Consider the following 16,806-nt stretch of genomic DNA (forward strand, 5'->3'; position numbering starts at 1 on the left):
ATCCCCAATGTAGGCATCGCAGAGGCATCTGCACAGGACAGCCGCCTCGCAACGACGATCACCGCCGCGTGACGATGCCGATCTGCGGCTCCGGCGCGCGCCCAAGCCAGAGCAGGATGAAACCGAGCCCCAGCGCCACAAGCGCAGCGGGCGCCTGCATGAAGGACAGCAGGGTCGGATCCCACAAAAGGGGATGGAGGTTGTGCTCGATCATCGGACCAAGCGCGCGATAATGCTCGTGCATCACCGCCGCCAGCACGTCTCCTATCGTGGTAAAGCGCAGCAGGGCATTGGCAATCGATCGCGCGCCGTCGATCACCAGGGTGACGAAGCCCGCGGCCACGAGGATGTATCCGACAGATCTGACCAGAAACCGCACCATGTCTCCTTTCGGCCGTCGCATGCGTCAGCGCCCGCGGTTGCCTCGCCCTCAACCTACCGCGCTACCGCGCAAGAGATGTGCGCGCATGGGCCGCGGATCGCAACCCAGCTCGGGTGATTTCGGCGATCGGCGGCAAGAGACGGCCCGATTGGCCTTCGGTCCTCGTCTTAAAGACAGGGGATTGTGAAAACCCTGCATCTCGGCCCTTGAAAGATCGGCCCCTCGCAGTCATAAGCAGCGCGCCGGACAGGTGGCCGAGTGGTTGAAGGCGCACGCCTGGAAAGTGTGTATACGGGAAACCGTATCGCGGGTTCGAATCCCGCCCTGTCCGCCACTGCACTTTTCGCCATCATTCGCTCCATGTCAGAGATAGGCTTGAAAAGGCTGGCTTTCGCGCGGTTTGGCTTCGCCTGCTTTCGCTTGACGCCGCTGCAATCCAGTGAATTATACGGGTACAGACCCGGGTAGCGCAACAGAAAAACCGGGTATCGACCGGGAATTCTCGATGGCTTCCGAAGCTGAGTTCCGAAAAGCGAAGCCCGCTGACAAGCCGTACAAGATCACGGATGGGGGCGGATTGCACCTTTTCGTCAGCACCGCGGGCGGAAAATCGTGGCGCTACCGCTACGAGTTCGGCGGCAAGGAAAAGCTTTTGACCCTCGGGCAATACCCGGTCATGGGTCTGGCCGATGCCCGCAAGGCCCGGGACGAAGCTAAAGGCGTGCTTCGTGAGGGCAGAGACCCGAGCATCGCCAAAAAGCAGCGCCGCATCCTCTCCGCCCAGCAGGCCACCGAGACATTCGAGGTTGTTGCCCGGGAATGGCACACGGTCAACAAATCGCGTTGGACCGAGGTGCACCAGGCCGACATCCTCGAATCGCTCGTGCGCGATGCCTTCCCGGCCATAGGCGCGTACCCGGTTCGCGACGTGACGGTGGCGGACGTGCTTGCCGTTCTGCGAGACATCGAAGCCCGGGGCGCCAACGAGACGGCGCGGCGTGTTCGCCAGCGCATCTCGAATGTCTTTTCCTTCGCGATTGCCGCGGGCATGGCTGACAGGAACCCGGCCGATACGGTGGCTGGCGCCATGGCCCCGGTTGTCCGTGGACGCCAGCCGGCTATCACGGATTTGTTGGAAGCCCGCAAGATCATGCCGAAGTGCGAGGCCATGCCGGCGCACCCGCTGACGAAACTTGCGCACCGACTGCTGGCGCTGACCGTGGTTCGCCCGGGCGTCATTCTCAATCTGCCGTGGTCCGAGCTGCCGCCCGGGGCGGACACCTGGGTTATCCCGGCCGCCCGTATGAAACTCGCCAAGCACATCAAGCAGGCAGGGCAGCGCGATCATGTCGTGCCGCTCACTCGCCAAGCCAAAGAGGTCATCGAAGCAGCCCGCACGATGTCCGGTCTTGGCCCTTACGTCTTCCCGAACTACCGAAACGCCCATCGACCCATGACAGAGGGCGCGATGCGCCTCATGCTGACCAAGGCGGGTTTTCAGGATGAGCATGTTGCCCATGGGTGGCGCTCGACCTTCTCGACGGTGATGAATGAACTCTACCCGGGCGATCGGCACATCATCGACTTGATGCTTGCCCATAAGGCCAAGGATGAAGTGGAAGCGGCCTATAACCGCGCTCTCCATCTAGGGCGCCGAGCCGAGCTGGCGCAGTTATGGGCCGATCTGATTTGTCATGGTCTACAGCCGGCGGCGAACTTGCTGCCGGCCCGTTAGGACGCTTTCGCGTCAAGCGTGGCGATCCACGCATCAATCTCGGATTCCCGCCACCGTACGCAGCGGTCAGAGAGCTTGATCCCCTTCGGAAACTTGCCGAGCTTGATCAGCTCGTAGATCCATGTGGTGCCCAGCGAGGTCTTTTTCTTGACCTCGGGCAACGCTAGAAGACGGTCCGACACAACAGCCCCCCTCATGGTGAAGCCTTGGGGGCTGGCCGATCTCCATTTGTGGCATCCGCGAGATCGGCTTTGCCGTCCTCCAGAGCATGAAGACAGGCACAGAGCAGCGCGCGGGCTGGGCTTGTCAGGAAAGCCGTCTCAATGACCCTGCCGTGCGCCCATGGCTCAGCGACAGTTGCCCAATGCTGGCGGCCCTCCTCCTCAGCCTGGTCGCGATGAACCGACCAACTCCACCCCGGCAGCTTCTGCTCGATCAGAGAGAGGACGGAATCGAGGCTGGTGGTGTAGCGGGGTAGCCAATTCGGCCGCTCGCGGCGGTCAATAGCCGCTTCCCGAGCGCTGCCGACACCGGGCCCCGAAAGCGCATCAAAGATAGCGCCGTCCAGTTCTGCGCTAGACGCCGTCCCCTCCTCCACGCGGGCGATCAATGCGGAGAGGGTCATGGACCGTCTCCTGCTTTGGGCTTCCCGGTATGCCACTTGCGCACACGTGCTGCTTCTTGACGGCACGCAATCGCCTGAACACTCGCCAGTTCGGCACCGTCATCGCTGGTGAACCACGGCGTAATCATCACGCCGCCATCCAGACCGTTCTGGATTTCACCAGCAATCCCGAGAAAGCCCTTCATCGAATGCGCGATGATAATGCGCATGTAACGCGGGGCCACGACTGCCGCGGCCATGAGCAACCACTTTGATGCACCCAAGCGGAGATTGGTCAGAAAATCAGCCATCAGAGCCCATCTCCGTTCACATGCTCATGCATCTCGGGCTCGGGCTCCCTGAAGAACCACACGCCAATCCTGACCAGCACATAGACAGCCAAGCAGACAATGAAGGTGATCGCGCCTTGGGCTGGGGTGAGAAGGGGTTCATGCCAGTTCATGCCGAGACCTCCTGCTTGGAGGGGTTCAGCATCGCCTTGAAGATCGAGATGTCGGTCTTGCGCTCGATGACGGGGCGGAAGCGCTCGGACAAATACCCGTATTCTGGATAGACCGCTGTCGCTTCCACGAGCCACACCGCCATATGGCCATCAGGGGCTCGGCTATATCGAGCCACCGTGTAAATGTGTCCGGCCTTCAAGGACAGCGCGGGCAATCCAGTCTTAAGCGGGCCGATCGTCAGACACTCAACCTTCTGCCCAACATAGAAAGCCATAGCTCAGCCTCCCCATATCGATAGAAAACCGCCGATACCGGCGAAGAAGAAAAGCGTCGCCACCAGCTTGAGCGCCGTCGTCCCGATATCGTCTCGGGGCCACGCTTCGGGGGTGGGGAGGTAGACCGCAGGCTGGGGAGCATGCGGGAAGGCGATGACGGTGGTCATGCTGCGCTCCTGATGGCTTGCCGGTTGCGGACGCGCAGACGCTGCGAAAAGCGGGCGCGCTCGACCATGGCGGAGACGATCTCTTCGACCTGCTCGTCAGTGAAGAACGAGAGTCCGCGACGGGCGAGAATCCGGTCCAGTGCGGCTGACCAGTCGAGGCAATGAACGCCGTCGAAGTCCTTGGCGAAGCGCTCCTGGCGCTCGCGGGTGGTTTGCGCACCCATCACCGCACCTCCAGTCCGCGCGCGATGTCCTTGCCGAGCTGATAGCGCGCGTCAGCATAGGCGGCGCGGTCAGCACCATCGAGCTCTTCCCTGACATGGTCGGAAATGGCCTGTGTGGCCTTGTCGTGCGCCTCTGCGGCGGCAACGATCAGCGCATAAAGCGGGTGGTCACCGGCAAGCCTGGTCAGCGTATGCTTGATGCTGAACTTCGGGCCTGGCGTCGCGATGTCGACCCAGATCGTATCGATCGTCCACGAGCCGTCCGGCTTGGCATCCAAATCCAGATCACCGTTGAAATGGATCTGCGCGTGCTTCGTGGTAGGGAAAAGGTTGAGCTCTTCGGCTTGGTAGGTGACCGCGTACATGGGGTCTCTCCTCTGGGGTGAGGAGAAGATGTGCGAAACGCACGGATAAGTCAACAGCAAAGTGCGTGCACTGCGCACTTATTTTTACTGACGTGAACCGGCAGTGATTCGACTCGACTCTTAATGCGGGGTCTGCTTGATTAAGAACATATCAAGAACTAAGGCAGGGCTGGCTATGAGTATGAGTTGGTCAGGGGCGGCGCCTTCTCCGCATTTTCACACGATCCCAGCACTTCTGGTCCGGTGCGCTTGCGGGCATGGCAAGACGCTATCCCGCGCCGATCTGGCAGGGCTTGTGCAAAAAGGGATCGTGACAACACACCAGCTCCGTCCGAAGCTCAAATGCTCGGTCTGCGAAGCCAAGGATGGCCTAGAGCTGGTTCCGGTCTTGCGTGGCTAGAAGCCCAGCAATTCGTTCTGGGGGATAACCCGTAGGAGCTGCCTCACCTCATCGCGCGAGAAATTCAGCACGCCATGCGGATTGAATTGTTCGACCGTGATTTTTGAGGCATTCGCGGCCAATAGTTTCTTGATATAGGCCTTGCCGGGGCGGCCCTCTTCCTTCGGGTGTAGCTCGACGACGACATATTCACCGATGGCAGGCTTACGCTTCTCGATATATAGCCGCTCTCCATCTTCGTATTTCGGATACATGCTAACATTCGAGACGCGCAGAGCAAACACATCCTTCCTGTGCAGCAACCCTGGAGGTCGCTTTACAAGATCGACAACCTGCCCGTTGAACTCGAAAGCGCTCTCGTCTTTGCCGTCGCCAGCCATTGCGGCGCCAAGCTCTTCAATATCCCGAGGCCCTGCCGCTGATGGCAGGTAGACGGGGCCATCCTCAATTACAGCGTTGGGCTCAGGTTCCGATATTTTGATGAGGGAATCTTCCCCTGGCCCGGCACCTTCGCCATTGAGCAACCAGCCGATAGAGACCTTAAATGCCTTCGCGTAATCGGCGGCCGCCCGCGAGAGGCCGCGAAGCCCTCGTTCGTGCTGGCTGTATGTTTCATAGTTGAAGCCCAGGCGCAGAGCAGCCTCACGCGCGCTGGAAAAGCCGCGCGCCTCACGGGCTTTTTGAAGCCGGACCGCTTGTTCGGGGCGCTCATCTGACATTTGTGCAGAATGCACCGAATCATCCGTGCAATTCGACTTGACATGAGTGCGTGCATAATGCACATATAATGGCATGGACGCACCGATCGACATCAGAGCCCTGCGGGAACGCCTTCGCTGGACGCAGGACGATCTCGCCAAATTTCTCGGTCTCGACCGCTCGAGCGTGTCTCGAATGGAAAACGGACAGAGACCAAAAGGGCCGGTCGCGAAGCTTCTCCGCGAATTGTCCGATGGAAAGGCAGCCTGACATGCGCCTCCCGATCAATTTTCTCACCTGTATTGTCTTATGTGCGGCCTCAATTCTCGCGCTCTCGACATTCGCATTTCCGGCTTTTCTGGTCTTGGCACTGCTGGGGCTGAAATGAAACCAGACAGCCTTTTCTGTACCGCAATAACGACTTTGGCCGCTCTGTCGGCGGCCAAGTCATGGTTGCAAGCATTTGGGTGGCTTTAATGTCTCCTCTGACGCTTGCGACGGCGGTTTCGAGGCTGTGCCTCAAGTTTAAGCTCGCGCACGATGCGGTTAAACCGCTGCTGCGCAGGTTCGTTGTCATTGGCAACAACAATACCATTCTTCTCCAATTCGGCTCGTTGCTTCACGCCTGCCAGCAACTCGGCAACGATCGAATCCAGTCGCTTCATGGTCAAGAACCCCTGTTGGTTCAATTACTGAACCACACAAGGATTCCAACGCCGTGGAAACTTTCTCCAATGCCTACAAGAGGGTACACCACATGACTGCCAGCGTGTTGCTTGAAGCGCGAGGCCATGTGTCCGCACTAGTCGGTCCGCAACAGCGCGGCGACTACCTCAAGAATGCGATCCCTCGGGTTGCTCGCCGCCTCGGCCTGTCCGAACGCCGCGTCAAAGCCTTCCTCTATGGCGAAGCCAAATCCATCCGAGCGGACGAGATGGACGCGCTCCGACATGCCGCCGAAACCGCCGCCCGCAAGAAGGCTACCAATGGGACACTCGAATACGCCACCCGGCTCGAAGCCGATGCTGAAGCGCTGGAAGCGATCGATCCTGATTTTCATCGGGAATCGATTGATCGCCTCAGGAACACGGCTCGCCTCATTCGGCGCGCTGTTGCTGGCGAGGGCTGATCAATGACCACACCCCCCGAATGGCACGCAAAAGCACGCCGCATGGCCAAGCGCGGCAAATCGGTCAACGAGATCGCCAAGGCACTCGGCAAGGGCAAGACCACGGTGCGGTGTGCGATCGACAGGGATGCATACCAGCGCCAACTGAAGCTCAGCCGTGAACGCAAGGCACGCGAGCGCAAGCAGTTTCATGCCGAAGGCGCTCCCAGCAAGGGGCATGAAATCAAGCACAAGCCCGAACCCTTCATTCAAAGGATCGAGCGCGTTCCGTCTCCGATCACGCTTCCGACGCTGCGCATTCTTCTGACGCAGCCAGAGACCGAAGTCCGTCGCTTTCGCATTGTCACACCGGCTCGCTCCCGCACGGAAAGCCCCGGCGCGCGCCGCTGGCGCGAGCATCACGAGTCGATGATCCGGCGCGGGCTCATTCCGACGAAGCCAAGCGTGCTCGAGGAGATGCATCCGTGACGGCAGAGGACGCCCTGCAGATACAGCTCGTCGCGATCATCAAGCAGTACCTGCGACCCAACGTGCTGTTCTGGCATACGCCCAATGGCGGCAAGCGCGACAAGCGCACGGCCCGGTTGATGAAGTGTATGGGCGTGCTGCCCGGCGTCGCCGATCTCATTTTTATCCAGCCCGGCCCGAAGGTTGATTTCGTCGAGATCAAAGAGGGCGACGGACGCATGTCCTCTGACCAGGAGCGCTTCATGGAAGCCTCCCAGCGTTCGGACTGCTCTTACTACTGCGCGACCGGCTTCGATGAGGCTATCGCCGTTCTCAATTCCATCGGCGTCCTGCGGGTGCGCCTGACCAATTCCGTTTCCGACGCCGCCAGCGATGTCGGAATGCGCGCGGGAGGGGCTGGGTCAGCCCATGCTCCTCCCCAATCCCTCACCGAGACGGACCGGGCGCTGACATAGAACGTCGGCATCGGCTGCTCACCGACTCCGCCCCGGTCCGTCCCGGACCTTCAAGGAGCGCGCAGCCAAAAAGGAGAAGCTGAGCAAATGGCAATCTCACTGAAAGACCTGCGGCGCGGCAAGTCGGATCTCCCGACTCGCACGCTGCTTTATGGACCGCCCGGCCTGGGCAAGACGACGCTTGCCGCTGAATGGCCGAACCCTGTCTTCATCCAGACGGAAGACGGCTTTCCGATCGACATGGAGAACCCGCCGCCGCGGTTCTCGCGTGAAGACCTCGGCAACTTCGACGGCATCATGGAGGCGATGTATTCGCTCTACAACGACCCGCACGATTTCGGGACGGTCGCCTTCGACAGCCTCGACAAGATGGAGCCGCTGGTCTGGGCAAAGACGTGCGAGGTCAACAACTGGGCCAATATCGAGGCGCCCGGTTACGGCAAGGGCTACCTTGCGGCCGAAGCACACTGGCGCGACCTGATCGACGGAGCGAACGCCCTGCGGCGCGACCGCGGCATGCACGTCGTGTTCATCGCGCACTCTTCGATTGAGACGGTCAACGACCCGATGACGGTCGCGTACAGCCGCTATGACATTCGGCTGCAGAAGCGCGCCGTGGCGCTGTTCCAGGATGAGGTCGACGCGATCTTCTTCCTGAACCAAGACGTCACGATCAAGGTCGACGACCCGAAGGCCAAGCAGGGCGCCGGCACGCGGTCGCGCGCTGACGGTGGCGGCAATCGCTGGATTTACACGACCCCGCGCCCGTCCTTCGTGTCGAAGAACCGTTACGGCATTGCCGACAAGATCCTCTACGAGCGCGGCAAAGGCTTCGCTGCGCTCTCCGCCAACTTCCCCAATGTCCAGACGACCGCTCCGGTCGAGAAAGCTGCGTGACCCATGGCTGATCTTGCTGACGTTTTTGGCTCCGATTTCGATCCGACCAGTGTGCCGGAGGATGAGCGCTCCTTCGACCTATTGCCTGCTGGCGACTATGTGATGCAGATCATCGAGAGCGAGCTCAAGCCGAAGGACAATGGCGACTGCGGGCTCAACCTCACAATCGAGATCATCGACGGCCCGTTCGCCAACCGGAAGATCTGGGACTGGCTCAACATCCGCCATTCCAACCCACAAGCGCAGTCCATCGCGCAGCGCGCTCTGGCTGACCTCTGCCTGGCGACCGGCGTGCAGGGGCTTCGTGATTCCGAGGAGCTTCACTTCAAGCCCTTCATCGGCACCGTGAAGATCAACCCGGCCAAGGGGAACTACGAGGCCTCCAACGGCATCAAGCGCTACAAGCCGATGTCTGGTGGCGGCGCTCCGCGTCAGGCTCCGGCACCCGCTCGTGTGGCTCCTGCGGCGGCCGCCCAAGCCTCGCGCCCGGCTGCGGGCGGCAACGCCCCCTGGCGCCGATAGGCAAGCCGGGCGGGCCGCACACGCCCTAGGAAGCCGACGGCCCGCCCACCTCACCACCGACTTTTGCAAGCCAGCGGGAGCACCGTTCATGGCACAGGAATCCTATACCCCAAAGTCTGACGTAGCAGCGATCTTGACGATCACGTCAGACGACGTTCGTCGGATGCATCGCGAGCTTGAGATCGGCTTGGGCGAAGCGCGCGCCGTCATCCGACGCGACCGGCTTACTAAGGCGATCGAAGCCCTCGACGTGTCTGAAGATCTGAGGGCTGTTCTCGCAAAGCTGGCCGAATGGGTGCTTATCCATGGCTGAGCTTCCATCTCCTCTCCCGCACACCGTCGAGGCCATCCACAAAGCCTACGAGGCCAAGGCTGATCGCTACGAGCGCGGCTATCTCGGCATGTCCACCATGGGCGAGCCTTGCGATCGCGCGCTTTGGTATTCCTTCCGCTGGACATCCCCCCCGGAAGAATTCGACGGTCGCAAGCTGCGCCTGTTCGAGACCGGCCACCGCGAAGAAGCGCGGATGCTGGACGATCTCCGCATGGCCGGTATCCACGTCGAGGAAGTCGACCCCTCAACCGGCAAGCAATGGGCGCTGGAGGCCATCGACGGCCATTTCCGCGGCCATATGGACGGACGCGGCTCGGGCATTCCCGATGCTCCGAAGGCCGAGCATGTCCTTGAGTTCAAGACCCATTCCGAGAAGTCGTTCAAGGATCTGGTCAAGAATGGCGTGAAGGAATCGAAGCCGGGCCACTACGCTCAGGTGCAGCTCTATATGCACTTCAGCGGCATCGCGCGCGCCTTCTACCTGGCGCACAACAAAAACACCGACGAGCTCCATTCCGAGCGCATCGCCTACGACCCCGCTTATGCCATGGCGCAGGTCGCACGGGCTGAGCGCATCATCGGCTCGGATCGCCCGCCGCCGCGTCTGCATGACGACCCGACCAGCAAAGCGGCTTTTGCCTGTGGCTGGTGCCGGCATCGTGCGGTCTGCCACGAGGGCGAGTTTGCGAGGACTACCTGTCGGAGTTGCTTGCATTCTACGCCAGCCAATTCCGGCAAATGGCACTGCGCGCGTTGGGAAAAGCTCCTGACGCAGAAGGAGCAGAAAGCGGCCTGTCCCACCCATCGATTCATTCCTGAAACCGTGCCAGGCGAACAAGTCGACGTCACCGACACAGAGGTCGTCGTCTACCGCCTCGCTGACGGCTCCGAGTTTCGCGATGGGGAGGGGCGGTGATGGCTCTGGATCAATATCGCGATATTATTGCAGCGTCGCATGGAGCCTTTGTCCCGGTTGGGTTCAAGGGCGAGTTTGACCTGCCACCGTCGCTTTTTCCCCATCAGCGCGCCGCGGTCGAGTTCGCCTTGCGCGCCGGATCATCGGCGATGTTCCTCGACACCGGACTCGGCAAGACGCGAGCTGCCCTGGCGTGGGGCCAGGAGGTTGTCGCTCGCGCGAACCGCCCCGTTCTGATGCTCGCCCCGCTCGGCGTCACCCGCCAGCACAAGGCCGAGGCCAATGAGATCGGGATCGACGCAGTGGTTTCGCGTGATGGCGGGCCTCAATCCCCGCGGATCGTCATCACCAATTACGAGCGCCTGCACTTGTTGGACTCGTCCGAGTTTGCAGGCGTCATCTTGGACGAAAGCTCGATCCTCAAAAGCTTTTCGGGGCAGACGACCAAGCGTCTGATCGAGATATTCAAGCGCACGCCCTACCGGCTCGCCTGCACCGCTACGCCGGCGCCGAACGATCATGCAGAGCTCGGCACGCATGCCGACTTCCTTGGGGTCATGACCCGCGATCAAATGCTGATGCGCTGGTTTATCCATGACAGCATGGATACCGGCACCTGGCGCCTCAAGGGCCATGCCGTGCGCCCGTTTTGGGACTGGGTTGCGTCGTGGTCGCGATGCGTCTCTCGGCCTTCGGATCTCGGCTTCTCCGATGACGGGTTCGAGATGCCAGAGCTGCGGATGCATCGACATCTCGTTGCCGCCGATCGGTTGGCAGGGCGCGGCGAAGATAAGGACGGCCAGGCCCATCTGTTTCGCATGCCCGACTTGTCGGCGACCTCAGTCCACACCGAGAAGCGACTGACGTGCCAGGCTCGCGCCGAGATGGTGGCATCGATCGTGGCGGCAGAGGCGAATGAGCCTGTCACCGTCTGGGTCGAGACCGACTACGACGCCGACGCCATCATTGCCGCGATTCCCGAGGCCGTGGAAGTTCGCGGGTCGATGACGCCAGACCAGAAGGAAGATCGCCTAACCGCGTTCTCAAATGGCGATCTGCGCGTCCTTGTCACGAAAGCGAGCATCGCCGGGTTCGGTCTGAACTGGCAGCACTGCGCACGCACGGTCTTCGCCGGCATGAGCTTCTCTTATGAGGCGTTCTATCAGGCGGTTCGTCGCCATTGGCGATTCCGGCAGACCCGACCAGTCGACTGCCATGTCGTGTTTGCCGATACCGAGGCCGCGATCTGGGACGTCGTTTCCCGCAAGGCTGGCGATCACGACGCCATGAAACGGGAAATGACCGCGGCCATGGCCCGCGCGCACCGCGCCGACGTCCGCCTCCATTCCTATCAACCGCAAAAGCTGGCCTCGCTGCCGGCATGGATGGTGTCATGACCGAAGTCTTGGACCAGCACATCGGAAGCCGTTTCGCCGCCTATAATTGCGATACGGTTGAGTTCACCGCGACGATGCCGGCCGACAGCATCGGCCTTTCAGTCTATTCGCCCCCGTTCTCACAGCTCTATGTCTACAGCGAGAGCGAGCGCGATATGGGGAATGTCGCGGATCATGACGAGTTCGCCGAGCGCTATCGCTTCCTCGTCCGGGATTTACTCCGGGCGACGAAGCCAGGTCGTATCAGCGCCGTCCATTGCTCGGACCTGCCATTAAGCAAGTCGCGGGACGGCGTAATCGGTCTCTTCGATCTGCCAGCTCTTATCCGCCAGGTGCATGAGCAAGAGGGCTGGACCTACCACTCTCGCGTCACGATCTGGAAATGTCCGGTCGTGGAGATGACGCGAACCAAGGCTCACGGGCTTCTTTACAAGACGCTCCGCACCGACGGCAGTCGCGTCCGTGTCGGTATGCCTGACTATCTGCTCGTCTTCCGCAAGGAGAGCGACGGAAAGACGCCAGAGCCCGTCCGGCACGATCCCGGCGTCTATCCTGTGTCATGGTGGCAAGAGGCGGCATCACCAGTCTGGATGACGGTCGACCAGACGAACGTTCTGAACGTTACGGTTGCCCGTGACGACAAGGATGAGCGCCACCTGTGCCCGTTGCAACTCGACGTGATCGAGCGGGCGGTCCACCTGTGGAGTAACCGCGACGACCTGGTCTACTCGCCATTCATGGGCATCGGGTCCGAAGGGTTCATTTCGATCAAACACGGCCGCAAATTCGCCGGCACAGAGTTGAAGCCGGCGTACTTTAAGCAGGCCGTCCGCAATTTGCTGCTAGCCGAGGACACCGGAACTACGGGTGATCTCGTGTCGCGCATGGTGGCCGCATGACCCGCCAACGCCTCCCCAGCCGCCGCCCCAGCCTCGGCATCCAAGTCGACCATCCCGGCCATTTCAGCGCGGTCTCCTACGCCGTTTCGATCGGCTTCCACCAAGGCTTCGTGCGGGAGGTCTTCATCTCCTGCAACAAGCTCACGACCGCGATGCACACCTCGGGGCTCGAGGTCGCAACGCTCATCTCCATCGCCCTGCAGCACGGCGCCTCTTTGGAGGAACTGGCTGGAGCCATGCCGCGCGAGGAAGACGGTACGGCCCAAGGCGCGGCTGGCGCCGTGCTGGATGCCGTCATTCAGGAAATCTCGCAGATGAAGGAGGCCGTGGCGTGAAGGGGCTTCTTATCCTTATCGGGATTCTCGCATGGATTGGCAGCACGCTTTTCTGCGCTGCCGCATGGATCACGCACGTCATCGTCTGCATCAAAACCGGATCGTGGATATTGCTCCTGTTCGGATGCGTCGTCGTGCCTGTCGGCGTCGTTCACGGCGTCGGCGTCTGGCTGGGGGTGTTCTGATGACCAACCCCTGGCAGCCCATCTCGACCGCTCCCCGCTGTGGGCGCGAGATAGAATTGACGTGGATGGATAACGGCAAGCCGCAGGAGATCTATCCGATGCGGTGGAATCGCTTCGCGTCCAATCATCTCGTCCAGCCGGAAAAGGGGATCTGGGCCATGCATAGTCAGATCACCAACGAGATCTTGACGACATGGACAGAGGAAGACCCTGACGGAGCTCCGACGCATTGGCGTGAGATTGAACCCAAGCCCTCCCGCTTCGCCGCTGACTTCGCCGCCATCTTCGGAGGGCCGGCCAATGGCTGATCTCTCCGCCTTTAATCTGCAGCCGCCGGAGCAATACGACGACCTGCACTACATGAACGCTCGTCGACACGCATTGCAGCGTGCCGCTGAGCGCTGTGGATGGGCTCTTACCGATGCGCAGGTCGATGCCCACGAGGACGCCGTCTGGAATTTCGAGACGACCATTCTCGGCTACGGCGGGGCCAACCGCGAACTGCATCTGATTGACGGTGAAGGCGGCGATTTCCTAGCGGTCTGGTGCCCGCATCTGGAGTGCATCGTCACTTATCTGGAACACACCAGCCAATGGCGGGGCTCGCTTCTGCGGAGGGACAAATGATCCCCGTCCGCACCTTCACCGACCCCGCAGCCCTCACGGCGCATTATGCTGCCGTGCGCGCCCGACTGAACCCGCGCAAGCCCACTCTCGTCGTTCTGCCTCAGCCCCCGAAACCAGAACCCGAGCCAGAACCCGAGCCGGTCAAACCCACCGCAGCGGAGATCGAAGCCACAATCAGGCATGCCAACCGGGAAAGGGCCAAGGCGAAGATCAATAACCAGCGCGCCTATGCCCGTGCGCTGATCGATGCCGTCGCCAAAGAACATGGCGAGCGTGCTGCCGATCTCATCGGCACAGGCATGTACGGCAGCATGTCGAGAGCGCGGCGTGAGGCGATCGTCGCCATTGCTCAGGAAACCAGCCTGACGCTGTCGGATATCGCCCGGCTGATGAGCAAGGACCACACGTCGGTCATCTATGCCATCCGCGTCCACAATGACGCGACGGGCTCCAACCTGCGCAATCTGGGAGGGCTTCCGCGCAACCGGACCAGGAAGGGCGGTGATAAATGCTAACCCTCCGGCCATACCAGCGCGATTCCATAGACGCTCTCTATGCCTATTGGCAGAAGGGTGGCGGAAACGGCCTGATCGTCATCCCGACGGGTGGCGGCAAGTCGCTCGTCATCGCGACGATCATCCGCGAAATGCTCGAGCAGTGGCCGTCACTGCGCATCTGCGTCGTGACGCACTCCAAAGAGCTGATCAGCCAGAACTTCCAGGAGCTGATGAAGCTTTGGCCGCAAGCGCCAGCCGGCATCAACTCGGCCGGCATAGGAAGAAGAGACACAAGATCCAAAATCCTGTTCTGCGGCATCCAATCCGTCTGGAACAAGGTCAAGCAGATCGGCGCCTTCGACCTCATCATTGTCGACGAGGCGCATCTGATCTCGCGCTCGGCCGACACGTCCTACGGCAAGTTCTTCGCCAGCATGCGCGAGATCGTGCCGGATATGCGGGTTCTCGGCGCTACAGCCACACCGTACAGACTTGATTCTGGCCGGCTGGACCGCGGTAAGGACCGGCTCTTTGACGACATCGTCTACGAGGCCGCCGTCCCTGACCTGATCGAGGCCGGGTTCCTATCGCCCCTAACGTCCAAGGCGACCGCCACGGCGCTCGATGTCTCTGGCGTCGCCAAGCGCGGCGGTGAGTATGTGGCCGGCGCCCTCGAGGCGGCTGTCGATAAAGACTGGATCACGCGCGCCGCGGTGGATGAGATCACGGCATTTGGGGCCAGTAGGAAGAGTTGGCTTTGCTTCTGTACGGGCGTCGACCACGCCATGCACGTCCGCGACGAAATCCGGTCGCGCGGCATTACCTGCGAGACCGTGACCGGCGAGACGCCGAACGGTGAGCGCGATCGGATCATCCGGCAGTTCAAGGAAGGTCGGATCAGATGCCTGACCAACGCCAACGTCCTGTCGATCGGCTTCAATGTACCGGCTGTCGATCTGGTGGCCCTCTTGCGCCCGACGCAGTCGGCTGGACTGTATATCCAGCAGGTCGGCAGGGCGTTCCGGTTGGCGCCCGGAAAGACCGACGCGCTGATTTTGGACTTCGCCGGCAACGTGAAGCGTCACGGGCCAGTGGATGATGTCACGCCGAAGGGTTCTGGAGGCAAGGGTGACGCCCCATCAGAAGACCGCCCCAAGGCCAAAGAATGCCCCGGCTGCAAGGAGCTCGTCGCGCTCAACACGCGCGTTTGCCAGCACTGCGGCCATGAGTGGCCGCGGGACGAAACGCCGAAGCACGACGCGCGGGCCGATGCCGATCGGCCCATCATGTCGACAGGCGCGGTTTCGAATTGGCTGGAGGTGTCGGAGACCCGCTTCTTCCGTCACGCCAAGGTAGGAAGCCCGACCAGCATGCGTGTCGAATACACGGCTGGCCTGACCGTCTACCGCCAGTGGGTGTGCTTCGAGCACGACGGCTTTGCGCGCCAGAAGGCGGAAAGCTGGTGGCGCCGCATGGGGCTCGGGACGTGCCCGAAGACTGTCTCGGAAGCCTTGGAGAGGCAGTCAGAGATCATGCCGGCCGCTGAAATCCAGGTGCGTCCGTCGGGCCAGTATTTCGAGGTCGTCGGCGTTCGGGCTCTGGCTTTGGAGGCTGCGGAATGATGGGAACCAGGTCCAGGCTGACCGCGCCCGAATGGGACGCCTTCAGCCGCTACAGCCGGCACCTGCTTCGCTGGGCGCCCGGCGAACTCCGAAAGATCAAGCGCAAGTTCTGGCGCCGCGTGCGGGTTCGGCAGCGGGCGGAAATGCGGGCTGAGATGAAGGGGGTGGGAGCGTGAGCGGCGAGATGTCTCCCGATCTCAAGCGGGCGCAGAGACTGGAAGATGACGCTGAATGGCTTGAGGGCTTGGCCGACCGAACCTCCTCGCCAACTTCGCGGAGGTTATTACGAGACGAAGCAATCGACCTACGGGCGGAGGCGGCCACGATCCGCATTTTCGAAGGCACCAAGCCCACCCCCAACATCAGCAGGAGCGGGGAATGAGAGCAGAGCTGACGATTAAAGACCCTGGCAACCTTGAGGCCACGATCTCCTTCACGATGCGCCTGAGCCAGTGGATTGAGGTCAACAAGGCACTCAAGGGCACGCCCTATTACGGGCCGACTGGCGAGATCAAGCAGGCCATCGATGATCTTGCTCGCAAGGCCTGCGGCACGTTTCGCTTCGATATTGTTGAGGAAGAAGCCCCATGACCACGCCAGAGGAGAGGGCGAAGGAGGTTGTTCGCTCGCTGTGCGAACCGCTCGACGGCAGTAAGCCATACCTCGAAACGCCGATACGCAAGACAATGGCAGAGGTCATCGCCTCTGCCATTCGATCCGCAGAGAACGACAAGATGGAGTGGGCGGCGCAGCTTTGCGAAAGGCTTGAAACTCACTTCGATGCTCTGCCCCAACCTGAGGCGGCACTGATTTCAGGAGCACTAGACGAGCTGTCCAATCGTCTCCGCTCCCTCAAGTCCCAATGACATTCACCGACCCACAGCCCTGCTTCATCTGCCGGCGCCGCGACTGCGGCCTCGGCCTCCTGCGCAACAAGACACCCCGTTGGGTATGCGAGGACTGCATGCCAATCGCATCCAAAGCCAACCTTCTCACACCCCGCCAGTTCGACGCCTGCGAGCATGAGGCGATTGACGACGCCATGGTCGCGCTTGGCCAGTTCATGGACGAGGTCGGAACCACCGACTTAGCCCTCTTGGACCCCAGCAATTTCAAGCTCGCCGGCAATCGCATGATCCGCGCCTTCGGCGATTCCATGCGCAAACGCATCGCCGATCACCAGGCTCCTTTTTAGGTTTTCAGATGGC

The 16,806-nt window shown here is 61.3% G+C and carries 32 protein-coding genes and 1 tRNA gene; 22 read left to right on the forward strand and 11 right to left on the reverse strand.

The window, feature by feature from the left end; genetic code table 11:
- Positions 1–58: 58 nt before the first annotated feature.
- Entirely contained in the window at positions 59–343 is a 285-nt protein-coding gene (locus tag CE453_RS25345) for a PetM family of cytochrome b6f complex subunit 7 (protein ID WP_248307882.1), read from the reverse strand.
- A 283-nt stretch (positions 344–626) separates the two neighbouring features.
- Between CE453_RS25345 and CE453_RS25350 the strand changes: the two genes are divergently transcribed.
- Together CE453_RS25350 and CE453_RS25355 are read left to right on the forward strand one after the other, a co-directional pair.
- A tRNA-Ser gene (locus tag CE453_RS25350) sits at positions 627–716 on the forward strand.
- A gap of 171 nt (positions 717–887) precedes the next feature.
- Entirely contained in the window at positions 888–2,117 is a 1,230-nt protein-coding gene (locus tag CE453_RS25355; RefSeq protein WP_089177107.1) for a tyrosine-type recombinase/integrase, read from the forward strand.
- Here the strand turns inward: CE453_RS25355 and CE453_RS25360 are convergent.
- The 9 genes from CE453_RS25360 to CE453_RS25385 all read right to left on the reverse strand — a co-directional run bounded on the left by CE453_RS25360 (position 2,114) and on the right by CE453_RS25385 (position 5,428).
- Entirely contained in the window at positions 2,114–2,299 is a 186-nt protein-coding gene (locus CE453_RS25360; protein WP_248307883.1) for a helix-turn-helix transcriptional regulator, read from the reverse strand. The genes CE453_RS25355 and CE453_RS25360 overlap by 4 nt on opposite strands.
- Positions 2,300–2,310: 11 nt before the next feature.
- Positions 2,311–2,742 (reverse strand): hypothetical protein, encoded by a 432-nt coding sequence (locus CE453_RS25365; protein WP_089177109.1) that lies wholly within the window; start codon positions 2,740–2,742, stop codon positions 2,311–2,313.
- Positions 2,739–3,032, reverse strand: a complete 294-nt coding sequence (locus CE453_RS25370) for a hypothetical protein (RefSeq protein WP_089177110.1) — start codon at positions 3,030–3,032, stop codon at positions 2,739–2,741. The genes CE453_RS25365 and CE453_RS25370 overlap by 4 nt, the downstream gene beginning before the upstream one ends.
- Positions 3,032–3,184, reverse strand: coding sequence for a hypothetical protein (locus CE453_RS28780; RefSeq protein WP_157733179.1), 153 nt, complete (start codon positions 3,182–3,184; stop codon positions 3,032–3,034). Before CE453_RS28780 ends, CE453_RS25370 begins: the two co-directional genes overlap by 1 nt.
- Entirely contained in the window at positions 3,181–3,459 is a 279-nt protein-coding gene (locus CE453_RS28785) for a hypothetical protein (RefSeq protein ID WP_157733180.1), read from the reverse strand. The genes CE453_RS28780 and CE453_RS28785 overlap by 4 nt, the downstream gene beginning before the upstream one ends.
- 3 nt (positions 3,460–3,462) lie before the next feature.
- The gene (locus tag CE453_RS28790) at positions 3,463–3,627 is read right to left on the reverse strand and encodes a hypothetical protein (protein WP_157733181.1); all 165 of its coding nucleotides are present in this window, start codon (positions 3,625–3,627) and stop codon (positions 3,463–3,465) included.
- Positions 3,624–3,851, reverse strand: coding sequence for a hypothetical protein (locus tag CE453_RS25375; RefSeq protein WP_089177111.1), 228 nt, complete (start codon positions 3,849–3,851; stop codon positions 3,624–3,626). The genes CE453_RS28790 and CE453_RS25375 overlap by 4 nt, the downstream gene beginning before the upstream one ends.
- Positions 3,851–4,216, reverse strand: a complete 366-nt coding sequence (locus CE453_RS25380; protein WP_089177112.1) for a hypothetical protein — start codon at positions 4,214–4,216, stop codon at positions 3,851–3,853. The genes CE453_RS25375 and CE453_RS25380 overlap by 1 nt, the downstream gene beginning before the upstream one ends.
- 396 nt (positions 4,217–4,612) lie before the next feature.
- Positions 4,613–5,428: an XRE family transcriptional regulator gene (locus CE453_RS25385; RefSeq protein ID WP_089177113.1), complete on the reverse strand. Its 816-nt coding sequence runs from the start codon at positions 5,426–5,428 to the stop codon at positions 4,613–4,615.
- On the opposite strand from CE453_RS25385, the gene CE453_RS29665 reads away from it, so the two are divergent.
- Positions 5,409–5,585, forward strand: a complete 177-nt coding sequence (locus CE453_RS29665) for a helix-turn-helix domain-containing protein (protein WP_089178144.1) — start codon at positions 5,409–5,411, stop codon at positions 5,583–5,585. The genes CE453_RS25385 and CE453_RS29665 overlap by 20 nt on opposite strands.
- 203 nt (positions 5,586–5,788) lie before the next feature.
- Here CE453_RS29665 and CE453_RS28795 read toward each other — a convergent pair whose 3' ends face one another.
- Positions 5,789–5,980, reverse strand: a complete 192-nt coding sequence (locus CE453_RS28795; protein ID WP_157733182.1) for a hypothetical protein — start codon at positions 5,978–5,980, stop codon at positions 5,789–5,791.
- A 53-nt stretch (positions 5,981–6,033) separates the two neighbouring features.
- Here CE453_RS28795 and CE453_RS25395 point away from each other — a divergent pair, with 53 nt between their 5' ends.
- The 19 genes from CE453_RS25395 (at position 6,034) to CE453_RS25485 (ending at position 16,793) form a co-directional block, all read left to right on the forward strand.
- On the forward strand, positions 6,034–6,444 hold the full coding sequence (locus CE453_RS25395; protein WP_157733183.1) for a hypothetical protein: 411 nt from the start codon (positions 6,034–6,036) through the stop codon (positions 6,442–6,444).
- Between the two features lie 42 nt (positions 6,445–6,486).
- Positions 6,487–6,912 carry a hypothetical protein gene (locus CE453_RS25400; RefSeq protein WP_089177115.1) on the forward strand — a complete coding sequence of 142 codons (426 nt, stop codon included), beginning with the start codon at positions 6,487–6,489 and terminating at the stop codon, positions 6,910–6,912.
- Positions 6,909–7,367, forward strand: a complete 459-nt coding sequence (locus CE453_RS25405) for a VRR-NUC domain-containing protein (RefSeq protein ID WP_089177116.1) — start codon at positions 6,909–6,911, stop codon at positions 7,365–7,367. Before CE453_RS25400 ends, CE453_RS25405 begins: the two co-directional genes overlap by 4 nt.
- A gap of 87 nt (positions 7,368–7,454) precedes the next feature.
- Entirely contained in the window at positions 7,455–8,264 is an 810-nt protein-coding gene (locus CE453_RS25410) for an ATP-binding protein (protein ID WP_089177117.1), read from the forward strand.
- A gap of 3 nt (positions 8,265–8,267) precedes the next feature.
- A complete protein-coding gene (locus CE453_RS25415; RefSeq protein ID WP_089177118.1) occupies positions 8,268–8,786 on the forward strand; it encodes a DUF669 domain-containing protein in 519 nt (172 codons plus the stop codon).
- Between the two features lie 88 nt (positions 8,787–8,874).
- Positions 8,875–9,099, forward strand: a complete 225-nt coding sequence (locus tag CE453_RS28800) for a hypothetical protein (protein ID WP_157733184.1) — start codon at positions 8,875–8,877, stop codon at positions 9,097–9,099.
- Positions 9,092–10,036 (forward strand): hypothetical protein, encoded by a 945-nt coding sequence (locus CE453_RS25420; protein ID WP_089177119.1) that lies wholly within the window; start codon positions 9,092–9,094, stop codon positions 10,034–10,036. The genes CE453_RS28800 and CE453_RS25420 overlap by 8 nt, the downstream gene beginning before the upstream one ends.
- Complete coding sequence (locus tag CE453_RS25425; protein ID WP_089177120.1) at positions 10,036–11,433, forward strand: helicase-related protein; 1,398 nt, start codon at positions 10,036–10,038, stop codon at positions 11,431–11,433. Before CE453_RS25420 ends, CE453_RS25425 begins: the two co-directional genes overlap by 1 nt.
- Positions 11,430–12,332 carry a DNA-methyltransferase gene (locus CE453_RS25430; protein ID WP_089177121.1) on the forward strand — a complete coding sequence of 301 codons (903 nt, stop codon included), beginning with the start codon at positions 11,430–11,432 and terminating at the stop codon, positions 12,330–12,332. Before CE453_RS25425 ends, CE453_RS25430 begins: the two co-directional genes overlap by 4 nt.
- Positions 12,329–12,667 carry a TSCPD domain-containing protein gene (locus tag CE453_RS25435; protein ID WP_089177122.1) on the forward strand — a complete coding sequence of 113 codons (339 nt, stop codon included), beginning with the start codon at positions 12,329–12,331 and terminating at the stop codon, positions 12,665–12,667. The genes CE453_RS25430 and CE453_RS25435 overlap by 4 nt, the downstream gene beginning before the upstream one ends.
- Positions 12,664–12,852 carry a hypothetical protein gene (locus CE453_RS25440; protein ID WP_089177123.1) on the forward strand — a complete coding sequence of 63 codons (189 nt, stop codon included), beginning with the start codon at positions 12,664–12,666 and terminating at the stop codon, positions 12,850–12,852. Before CE453_RS25435 ends, CE453_RS25440 begins: the two co-directional genes overlap by 4 nt.
- 65 nt (positions 12,853–12,917) lie before the next feature.
- On the forward strand, positions 12,918–13,160 hold the full coding sequence (locus CE453_RS25445) for a hypothetical protein (RefSeq protein WP_089177124.1): 243 nt from the start codon (positions 12,918–12,920) through the stop codon (positions 13,158–13,160).
- On the forward strand, positions 13,153–13,479 hold the full coding sequence (locus CE453_RS25450) for a hypothetical protein (RefSeq protein ID WP_089177125.1): 327 nt from the start codon (positions 13,153–13,155) through the stop codon (positions 13,477–13,479). Before CE453_RS25445 ends, CE453_RS25450 begins: the two co-directional genes overlap by 8 nt.
- A complete protein-coding gene (locus tag CE453_RS25455; protein ID WP_089177126.1) occupies positions 13,446–13,994 on the forward strand; it encodes a helix-turn-helix domain-containing protein in 549 nt (182 codons plus the stop codon). Before CE453_RS25450 ends, CE453_RS25455 begins: the two co-directional genes overlap by 34 nt.
- Complete coding sequence (locus CE453_RS25460; protein WP_089177127.1) at positions 13,988–15,598, forward strand: DEAD/DEAH box helicase; 1,611 nt, start codon at positions 13,988–13,990, stop codon at positions 15,596–15,598. The genes CE453_RS25455 and CE453_RS25460 overlap by 7 nt, the downstream gene beginning before the upstream one ends.
- Positions 15,595–15,774, forward strand: coding sequence for a hypothetical protein (locus tag CE453_RS25465; protein WP_089177128.1), 180 nt, complete (start codon positions 15,595–15,597; stop codon positions 15,772–15,774). The genes CE453_RS25460 and CE453_RS25465 overlap by 4 nt, the downstream gene beginning before the upstream one ends.
- Before the next feature lie 202 nt (positions 15,775–15,976).
- Entirely contained in the window at positions 15,977–16,189 is a 213-nt protein-coding gene (locus CE453_RS25475; protein WP_089177130.1) for a hypothetical protein, read from the forward strand.
- Positions 16,186–16,464: a hypothetical protein gene (locus tag CE453_RS25480; RefSeq protein WP_089177131.1), complete on the forward strand. Its 279-nt coding sequence runs from the start codon at positions 16,186–16,188 to the stop codon at positions 16,462–16,464. The genes CE453_RS25475 and CE453_RS25480 overlap by 4 nt, the downstream gene beginning before the upstream one ends.
- Positions 16,461–16,793, forward strand: a complete 333-nt coding sequence (locus CE453_RS25485) for a hypothetical protein (protein WP_089177132.1) — start codon at positions 16,461–16,463, stop codon at positions 16,791–16,793. The genes CE453_RS25480 and CE453_RS25485 overlap by 4 nt, the downstream gene beginning before the upstream one ends.
- Positions 16,794–16,806: the final 13 nt, after the last annotated feature.

Origin of the sequence: Bosea sp. AS-1 (genome assembly GCF_002220095.1) — a bacterium.
Classification (GTDB): Bacteria; Pseudomonadota; Alphaproteobacteria; order Rhizobiales; family Beijerinckiaceae; genus Allobosea.